The organism is Paenibacillus lentimorbus NRRL B-30488 (assembly GCF_000411595.1).
Taxonomy (GTDB): Bacteria; Bacillota; Bacilli; order Bacillales; family Bacillaceae; genus Bacillus; species Bacillus velezensis.
In genome coordinates this window covers 64,781-74,409 of the sequence record NZ_ANAT01000019.1, presented here as the reverse complement: position 1 = coordinate 74,409, position 9,629 = coordinate 64,781, and the positions used below count along the sequence as shown (strand labels likewise).

General features: G+C 45.7%; 7 protein-coding genes and 1 pseudogene. 6 read left to right on the top strand and 2 right to left on the bottom strand.

The features are described 5' to 3' along the window. Positions 1-835: STAS domain-containing protein (locus tag D368_RS11350; protein WP_486129253.1), on the bottom strand; the 835-nt coding region annotated here is incomplete at its 3' end. Between the two features lie 24 nt (positions 836-859). Beyond that, positions 860-2,097 (bottom strand): annotated as a pseudogene (locus tag D368_RS11345) (MATE family efflux transporter). Between the two features lie 388 nt (positions 2,098-2,485). Between D368_RS11345 and cdaS the strand changes: the two are divergent. From cdaS to D368_RS11315, 6 genes are all read left to right on the top strand, one after another. Beyond that, positions 2,486-3,112, top strand: coding sequence for a sporulation-specific diadenylate cyclase CdaS (cdaS, locus tag D368_RS11340; protein ID WP_014305204.1), 627 nt, complete (start codon positions 2,486-2,488; stop codon positions 3,110-3,112). Between the two features lie 118 nt (positions 3,113-3,230). Beyond that, complete coding sequence (locus D368_RS11335; protein WP_031379026.1) at positions 3,231-4,442, top strand: macrolide family glycosyltransferase; 1,212 nt, start codon at positions 3,231-3,233, stop codon at positions 4,440-4,442. A gap of 361 nt (positions 4,443-4,803) precedes the next feature. Continuing rightward, positions 4,804-6,003 carry a peptidoglycan endopeptidase gene (locus D368_RS11330; RefSeq protein ID WP_128574808.1) on the top strand — a complete coding sequence of 400 codons (1,200 nt, stop codon included), beginning with the start codon at positions 4,804-4,806 and terminating at the stop codon, positions 6,001-6,003. An 83-nt stretch (positions 6,004-6,086) separates the two neighbouring features. Continuing rightward, positions 6,087-6,677, top strand: a complete 591-nt coding sequence (locus D368_RS11325) for a superoxide dismutase family protein (protein WP_057080768.1) — start codon at positions 6,087-6,089, stop codon at positions 6,675-6,677. A 77-nt stretch (positions 6,678-6,754) separates the two neighbouring features. Then, entirely contained in the window at positions 6,755-7,645 is an 891-nt protein-coding gene (locus tag D368_RS11320; RefSeq protein ID WP_003153758.1) for an AAA family ATPase, read from the top strand. A 10-nt stretch (positions 7,646-7,655) separates the two neighbouring features. After that, positions 7,656-9,572: a vWA domain-containing protein gene (locus D368_RS11315; protein WP_101563098.1), complete on the top strand. Its 1,917-nt coding sequence runs from the start codon at positions 7,656-7,658 to the stop codon at positions 9,570-9,572. Positions 9,573-9,629: the final 57 nt, after the last annotated feature.

The following is a 9,629-nucleotide window of genomic DNA, read 5'->3' as shown; positions in this document are numbered from 1 at the left end:
GTGTCAGATCGGAAGCGATCGCTTCCGCAAGCGAAGACCGTATTGATAAATTTGAAAAACTCAGTCCGAGCTGTACCGCGGTTTGTGCGATTTCAGGACGGATTCCGGATAATGTCGCTTTCACGCCGAGCATTCCGAGTGATTCAATTAAGGTGAAAAGCTGTTGGGCAACCATCGTATCAACCATGGCTACGCCTGATAAATCAATGTACAGCTGCGTGATGCGCTTCTCTGAACACTGGTGCAGCGTATTCTCCAAAATCATTTTGGCTCTTGCCGTGTCAATATCCCCGATCAGAGGCAGCAGTCCGACATTGTCAAAAAGCACAATGACCGGCGAGCTCAGCTCGGTAATCAATTCTTTTTGCGCTTCAAGCTGAATGTTTGTGTTTTTATACATTTCCTCTATGAAAATATGAATGACCACATCAAACGATTTGATCAGCGTATGGAATATATCTTCGGCATCTTCTTCTGTCACGGTGTCCGAATGAAGTCTGGTAAACTGCTTGACATGGCCGACATACAAATCACGAACTCTGATAAACTCGCGAATAATATAATGGATGGGAGTTTTTAAATGTTCTTTATCCCGTGCGGCTTCAAACGCCCACTTTTCCAAGGCCGCTGTATATACTTCCTTCTCTTCAGAAAAAATCCGATTGAGTTGATAATTAAACGCCAGATTTTGTTTTTTCAGATTTGTGAGTACAGCCGGGTCAGTAGAAGCATAAACAGAATCAGGATCCGTTTCATGAAGCGTATCAAACCATGTCTGACTGATGTCCTCCGCCCGTTCAATTAAATAATCGTACAGCAGTTTATGTTTTGGCATTGCTGCTCCTCCTTTATAAAATCATCATTTTTTCACATAACGCTTTTGCAGTTTCATCAGTCTGAAGAATAAACCGACAGCTCCTGCGGCAAGTCCTGCAATTAACCCGATCCAGTAGCCGTATGCCCCGAGGCCCGTATAAGTGCCGACTGCGTAACCGAGCGGAAGCCCGATAATCCAATACGACACAAAAGCCGCGCCGAGTGTATAGTTGACATCCTTATATCCTCTCAGAGCGCCTTGTATCGGAGCTGCTACGGCATCAGAAAGCTGGAAAAACAGCGCATAGATTAAAAAGTGCTGCGTCAACATGAGCACCGCCGGATCTGATGTATACATTCCGGCGATTTGCGGCCTGAACAGTAAAATGAAAGCCGCCGTGCATAAAGAAAAACTAAGCGCCATCACGATCCCGATATAGCTGTATGAGCGGGCATCTCTATAGCGATTTGCGCCTGCTTCAAAGCCGACTAAAATGGTCATGGCCATGGATACGCTGAGCGGCAGCATATACAAGAGGGAAGCAAAATTCATTGCCGCTTGGTGGGCTGCAATCGTCACCGTCCGGAAATGGCTCATTAGAAGTGTGACAGCCGCAAAAATGCTCGTTTCAAAAATACCGCAAAACCGATAGGCAAACCGATTTTCAAAAGTTTTCTGCATTCAGACGGAGAAAAACGGTACAGTTTCCGAAATACAGAGTACCCGGCAAACGGCTCAAATCTGAAGACGATAAAAAAGCTGATGGCGCAAATACACCAGTAAGTCAGGGCGGAAGCGAGCCCCGCACCGACTCCGCCCAATGCCGGCATGTTGAATTTCCCGAAAATAAATACATAATTTAAAACAAAATTAATAGGCAATGAGCAAAGCGTAATAAGCATCGTGACTCGCGTTTTGCCGAGTGCGTCAATGAACGAGCGCAAAACGGCGTACACAAACAAAGGAAAAATACCGAGGGATAAAAAGCCTAAAAAGTGTTTGGCGATCGTCCGGACACGAGGTTCCAGGCCCAAATGTCCCAAGACCATATCAACGGTGAAAAAGCCGATCAGGATAACCGCTACACTGAGAATGGCCGCTACATAAACGGCCTGGATGACGGAAAACGGCACTTCCTTTTGTCTGCCGGCTCCAAATAGCTGCGAAACAACAGGCGTAACGGCCATTAATATTCCTGCAAGGCCCGTATACACCGGCGTCCACAGGCTGGAACCGATTGCAACACCGGCTAAATCGGCGGCGCTCACTTTCCCTGACATCACCGTATCCAAAAAGGTGATCAGGGAAAGGCCCGCCTGTGTGATTAAAATCGGAATGAAGATATGTAACAGCTGTCTGACCTTTTGGCCGATCGTGTTCGTTTCTCTCAAGTTAGGTTCCCCGTTTCTTTATTTTAACGAGAGAAATTATAACATTTTATGTATAAAAAGCAATGAAAGCCGGCCTACTCTTTTTTGTCCGGTTTCGGCTTTTTAAACATCTTGGCATAAATGAATGAAAGTGAAATGACCCCTAAAAAGGTGCAGATATATTGCATCAGCCGTGCGAATTCCATATGATGTGCGCCTCCTTTCATGATTATGGTGTACACAGCGGCGCATATCCATGCGCGCGATGCAGAAAATAAGGGAAAGGAGATGATGTGACATGCGCCACACTCAAATGACGGAAAGCGCGTTTACCGCTGCCGTTCAAACGTATTTGAAACAAATTACGGAGGATGCCGGAATGATACTGCGGACATTGGATGAAAAAGACCAATGCCTTCTTTGCGAATTAGATGAACTGGGACATACGTTTCAGGAAATGCAGGCTGTCGCTTCGTCGTTTTACCTGCAGTCATATATCGAACATTTTACGCCTTCCTATACAGAGCTGGCGAGGGCCGTGCAGCATCTGGCGGAAGAAAAGCACGGAGCGCTGATTGTGATTGAACGTGCAGATCCGCTGGACGGAATGATACAAAAAGGGACCAGCCTGCATGCCGAGATCAGTTCAGCTTTAATTGAGAGTATTTTTTATCCCGGCAATCCGCTTCATGACGGAGCCGTATTGGTCAGAGAAAACCGGGTTGTATCAGCAGCCAATGTGCTTCCGCTCACAACAAAACATGTCGATCTCAAATACGGGACGCGCCACAGGGCCGCGATGGGACTTTCGGCCGTGACTGATGCACTCGTGCTCGTTGTTTCAGAAGAAACGGGAAAAATGTCCTTTGCCAAAGACGGCGGACTGTATCCGCTTGTTTCGCCGCGGGCGCTTCATACGAAATAATAAGAAAATGGGAATATTGTACCCATTTAATATTAATAAGGTGAACATCTTTACCTTTTTCTGTATTGATGTTATCGTTTAAATATACATAAAATTTAAACGAATAGGGAGTGGAAAGATGGCAAATGTATTGATGATCGGCTTTCCGGGAGAAGGCCATATCAATCCGTCTTTAGGCGTCGTAAAAGAACTGAAGGAAAAAGGGGAACATGTCGTATATTACGGCGTGAAGGAATATGAGCACAAAATCGCGTCAAGCGGAGCGGAATTCCGTGAATATGAAGATTTCCGAAAAGATGAATTCGGAAAAAACGCAACGGGTGATGAACAGCGGGACGCTACCGAGTTTTTGCTATTAATGATTGAGACTTCCAAAAAAGCTGCACTCCGTATTCTTGAGGAAGTAAAAGATGAGTCCTATGACTACATCCTGTATGATCATCATTTTCTGGCAGGAAGGCTTGTGAGAAATAAGCTGAAACTGCCGGCATATTCACTTTGCACGACTTTTGCAATGAATGAAGCATTTATTAAAGAAGTGTTTTCAAATACAAACCTTGTATCAGAGGAATCATCACATTATCCGGCTTATACCGAAGCGGTCAGCCGGCTCAATGAAGAATTCAGCGCAGACATTAAAACGCCGTATGATATTTTCTCAAATGACGGCAGAAAAACCATCGTATTTACTTCAAGAGCGTTTCAGCCGAAAGAAGAAGAGTTTGGCGATTCTTATCTCTTTGTCGGTCCGTCCATAACTGAAAGGCCGGCGGCTCAGGATTTCCCGTTTGACCAGCTTGAAGGAGAAAAAGTCCTGTTTATTTCAATGGGCACGATTTTTAACAATCAGAAGGAATTGTTTAATAAATGCTTAAAAGCGGTCAGAAACTTTAACGGAAAAGCCGTCATGTCAATCGGCAAATATCTTGATCCGGCGGAGCTTGATGAAATTCCTGAGAATGTTATTGTAAAGCCTTATGTTCCGCAGCTTGAGATCCTGAAGAGAGCGGACTTATTTATCACTCACGGCGGAATGAACAGTACGAGCGAAGGGCTTTACTACAAAACTCCGATGATCGTCATTCCGATGGGCGCAGATCAGTTCGCCGTCGGAAGCCAAGTGGAAAACACGGGCGCGGGCAAGATGTTTAAAAAAGAAGATGTAACAGCGGAACTGCTCACTGAAGCAATAAAAGAATTGAGCGAAAATCCTGAATATCAGACAAAAGCTTCTGAAATCGGAGAATCCCTGAAAGCGGCCGGCGGAGCACAGCGTGCAGCGGAATTGATAGCAGAAGACGTGAAAACTGCCGAGACCCGGGTTCTGTAATCAGCCGTCACCCGCTTCCTTTAAAGGAAGCGGGCTTTTTTTGATTGTTTTTCGGGAGGATTTTCCACGCCGTAAAGAGAATTGTATGAAAAACAGACAAGAAAGGTGGAATGTCGCGGAAAAAAGCCATGTTATGAAAATGATTCCAAAGTCTTTTGTGAAATGTTCTCAATTTATGTAAAATGTGTGGCGTTGGTGATGATCTAAGACCAAATGAATCGGAATTAATGTCGACTTCTGAATGAATCCTGCATAACAGGCGGCGTCCAAAGAAAAGGGACGTCCCTTTCAGCAATGATAAATAGGAGGTTTTTCGTTATATGAAGAAAAAATCGCAGCCGGACTGGCTGTATCTGCAGTAATGACTTCAACCTTCGCCGTGCATCCCGCTGAAGCAAAAACCATTCAAGTAAAAAGCGGCGACTCTCTTTGGAAGCTTTCCCGGCAATATCATACAAGTATTTCAGCCCTGCAGGCGGAAAATAAACTGAAATCAACGATACTCCACCCAGGACAGCGGCTGCACATTCCCGACGGCAGCGGCATACATAAAACAGGGCAAAAGGGAAAACGAAGCACGGGTGCTTACACAGTTACATACGGAGACTCATTATGGGTGATCGCAAAAAAATACCGAATGAGCGTTTCTGAACTGAGAAGCCTGAACCGTTTGAGTTCAGATGTCATCTATCCGGGCCAAAAACTGAAAATTAAAGGGTCTGCCGGCGGCACGGACGGAGGCGGCAGACAGACAAAGCCTGATAAAGGCGCATCAGGGACTTACACTGTGAAGCCGGGTGACTCGCTGTGGAAAATCGCCAATCAAACCGGCATCACCATCGCCGAACTGAAAAAGCTGAATCAATTAACATCAGACATGCTGTATCCGAATCAAGTATTAAAGATCAAAGGTTCTTCACATAACGGAAACAGCGGCACAACACCGCCATCTCATTCAAATCCTTCTGAGAAGCCATCCACTTACAAAGTAAAAGCAGGCGATTCCCTCTGGAAAATTGCTAATCGGTTCGGTATCACCGCTCAGCTCATCAGAGACAAAAATAAACTGACAACTGATGTGCTTCAAATCGGACAGGTTCTGGTGATTAACGGAACGGGAAAAACAGAAGATCCTGTGCGTCAGCCGGATAACAAACCGGAAAAGCCAAACAAGCCAAATACTCCCGAACCTCCGGTGACAGGGTCAAAGATTGACAGAATGATAGGCGAGGCGAAAAAACATGTCGGCGTGCCTTACCGCTGGGGAGGCAATACGCCTGCGGGCTTCGATTGCAGCGGTTACATCTATTACCTTTTAAATAAGGTAAGCTCTGTTTCCCGTCTGAGCACGGCCGGATATTGGAATACGATGAAACATATCAGCCAGCCGTCAGCAGGCGACTTTGTCTTCTTTACGACATATAAAGCGGGCCCTTCTCATATGGGAATGTATTTAGGCGGAGGAGACTTTATTCACGCAAGCTCCTCCGGGGTTGAAATTTCAAACTTAAGCAATCCATATTGGAAAAAAGCTTATTTAGGAGCGCGCAGTTATTTTTAAAAAAAGCCTTTCGGGGCTTTTTTTTGTTTACCATTTTCACGTTTTGACAAGACTGATGGGTAAAAAAATAAGGGGGAGGAAGCATGAATCGTCTCTTGCTTTTTCTCATGCTCGCATCAATTACGCTTTGCGGCTGCGGGGGGAGACCCGCTCCTGTTCCGCCCAAAAAACATGGGGAAAGCCGCGCATTGGAAGCATCTGCATACCGTGAGCATGCCGGACTCATCAATCAAAACGGAAAAACGATCGGATATATCGAAGTGAGGGAATCTGATGATGAAGGGTCAGACATTCATATATCAGCGGGACATCTGCCGCCCGGCGCTTCTCTCGGATTTCATATTTATGAAAAAGGGACATGTCAGGCACCTGATTTCGAATCAGCCGGCGGTCCGTTCAACCCTTTGAACAAAGAACACGGCTTCAACAATCCGATGGGTCATCACGCCGGGGATCTCCCCAATCTTGAAGTGGGGGCTGACGGTAAAGTGGATGTCATTATGAACGCGCCGCAAACTTCATTAAAAGAAGGGAGCAGACTCAGCCTGCTCGACCGGGACGGAAGCGCGTTCGTCATTCATGAACATACGGACGATTATTTAACAAACCCGAGCGGAAATTCCGGAGCCAGAATCGCTTGCGCTCCCCTGACAAAAAGCGCCCGCAGGGAATGAGCCCTTTTGTATTGAGTATACAAGGGCTTTTTTAGTATACTCGGTTATGGAATACAAATGGAAAGGAAACATCACCTATGACTTCAGAATTACAGCACCTATCACTTCCGGAAGATATACAAAACAAACTGCAGGCTTATCAAAATCATCCCGTTTCCCAAGAATTCCGGGATTTAATCGGATCATCAGGCTATGAGGCCGAAGATAAAGCGATTGTATTCGATGCCGTCATCGCTTTGACAATGGGAAAAAATATCTTATTAAAAGGACCGACGGGTTCGGGGAAAACAAAATTGGCGGAAACGCTTTCGAACTATTTTCATAAACCGATGCACAGCGTCAACTGCTCCGTAGACCTCGATGCAGAAGCGCTTGTCGGCTATAAAACGATTGAAAATGAACAGGGGCAGGCGACAATTGAATTCGTTCCCGGACCTGTAACAACCGCAATGAACGAGGGACATTTTTTATACATTGACGAAATCAATATGGCAAAGCCTGAAACCCTTCCGATTCTAAACGGCGTGCTTGATTACAGAAAAATGATGACAAATCCCTTTACAGGAGAAGTGATTAAGGCAAGCGAAGGGTTCGGTGTTATCGCCGCGATTAATGAAGGCTACGTCGGCACCGTTCCGCTGAACGAAGCCCTTAAAAACCGTTTTGTCATCATTGATGTTCCGTATATTAAAGGAAGCCTCCTGAAACAGGTGCTGACCTCTCAGTCTGTCTTAAAAGATGAGAAATTAATTGAGCGCTTTATGACGCTGTCTTCTGATTTAATCGCACAAGCGCATAACGGACAAGTGTCAGAAGAAGCGGCGTCCATCAGGGCTCTCATTGATACGTGCGACTTGGCTGCGTACATCCCGCCGAAACGGGCGATTGAAAGAGGCATCGTGGAAAAACTTGACGATGACAGGGAAAAAGCCGCTGTCAGAAATATTGCAGAAACGCTGTTCGAATGAGGGATATACAATGAAGTTTATCAAATTTAACGACAGCACGATTGATTCGTTTTTGTTCATGATGCTGACTGATCTGGCCAAAACACTGACCAGAAGCAGTGAAGTTGAAGTGGAATACGGCGTGCAGTCTTACTACAATCCCTTTGAAAAGAAAATTTACATGAGCCACTTTTGGCAAGACCGATCAGCCGGGGATATGGAAGCCGGCCTGAAAAGCGATGTCTATTTGCGCGCTGTCGGGACACGCAGCAGCTCATTTCGGGTATTTGCGGGGTTTTTAAATGACGTTCACCGGCACTTCACCCGCCAAAGCTTTGCCAAGCAGCTGTTTATGCTGCTTGAGGATATCAGAATTGAAGAGCTGATCAAAAAAGAACGGCCGGGAACGAAACGTGTTTTTCAGAAGCGGAGGGAGATGTACAGGAAATATTTCACGACGCAGCTGACATTGAATTTAGAACGGAGCATTTTCACCGACGCTTTGTATTGCGCGATGTTTGTCAAGCTGACGGCTGAGTCTCCGCTTGAATGTATTCCTTCCATGCATGAAAATATTGATATGATGATACCGTATATTGAACGTCAGCTCATCCGGGTGTATGAGGCGGATTCTACTGAACAAATCGCAACAATAACGGAAGACCTCATGGAAGGCCTTGATGAAGTGCTTGAGAAAGATATGCTGAACACATACTTTTTTCTGCCGGAACTTGATTATGAAAAAGCGGCTGAAGAGCCTTTATTCGAAAGCGTAAAAAAAGCGCCTTCATTAAGTGACGATCTCACGCTCCCTGAGTCTTCCGACGGAGATGAAGAAATCCTTGAAGAGAAAATGAATACGTGGCACCGGGAAACCGAAGCGCCGTCAAAAAGCTTCCTTCAATTTGATATTGAGCACGGCGCGAAATCAGATCTTGGGAAAGACGCGGCCAGAGAAGGCGATGACGGTGACCAGGCGCTCGGCTCCGTTCAAGGTTCCTCACGTCAGACGAAAAGAGAGGATTACTCCAAACTGGAAGCGCTTGAATCCATTCAGGATGAACATGAGGGCGCCGGGCTGGCTGACGGAAAAGAAAACAAATTTGCCTTCCCGGTTTATCAAACGCCTCATAAAGCGTCTCCTGAAGAGGAGCAGTCTTATAAAGAACAGGCAAAAACGATAGAATCATATCAAAAACGCCTGAAGCAGATGATACAAAAAACACTTGAGCACAAAAAAACGCTCCCGCGGACCGACCTTCACGCAGGCCGGCTGAATCGCAAACTCATCCGCTATTTTACGGAACGGAACCCGCGCCTTTTCTATAAAAAGCAGGACCCGTCCTCAGACATTGACGCCGTTTTTACATTGCTTGTCGATTGTTCGGCCAGCATGTTTGACAAAATGGATGAAACAAAAAGAGGGATCGTTCTTTTTCATGAAGCCTTGAAATCAGTATCCGTCCCTCACCAAATCGTCGGATTTTGGGAGGATACAAACGAAGCGACCGAAACGAGCCAGCCGAATTTCTTCAATACCGTCATTCCGTTTGAAGAGTCGCTGCTGCAGGCGTCGGGTCCGCTGATCATGCAGCTTGCGCCCGAAGAAGATAACAGAGACGGATACGCCATCAGACAAATGACGAAACAGCTGATGCGGCGGAGTGAGGCGCAAAAATTTTTAATCGTGTTTTCAGACGGAGAGCCGGCAGCATTCGGATACGAACAAAACGGCATCGTCGATACGAGCGAGGCTGTCATCGAAGCGAGAAAAAAAGGGATAGAAGTCATAAATGTTTTTCTGTCCAATACTGCGATAGAAGAATCCCAGATGAAAACCATTCAGGATATGTACGGAAAGTACAGTATTTTTGTTCCGGATGTCGATCAGCTGCCCGATGTGCTGTATCCGCTCTTGAAAAAACTGCTTCATAAAAGCATAGGATAGGCTTTTTCCTATGCTTTTTCGCTTTTATTTTAAAATGATTTAATTTTTCGGTATTGA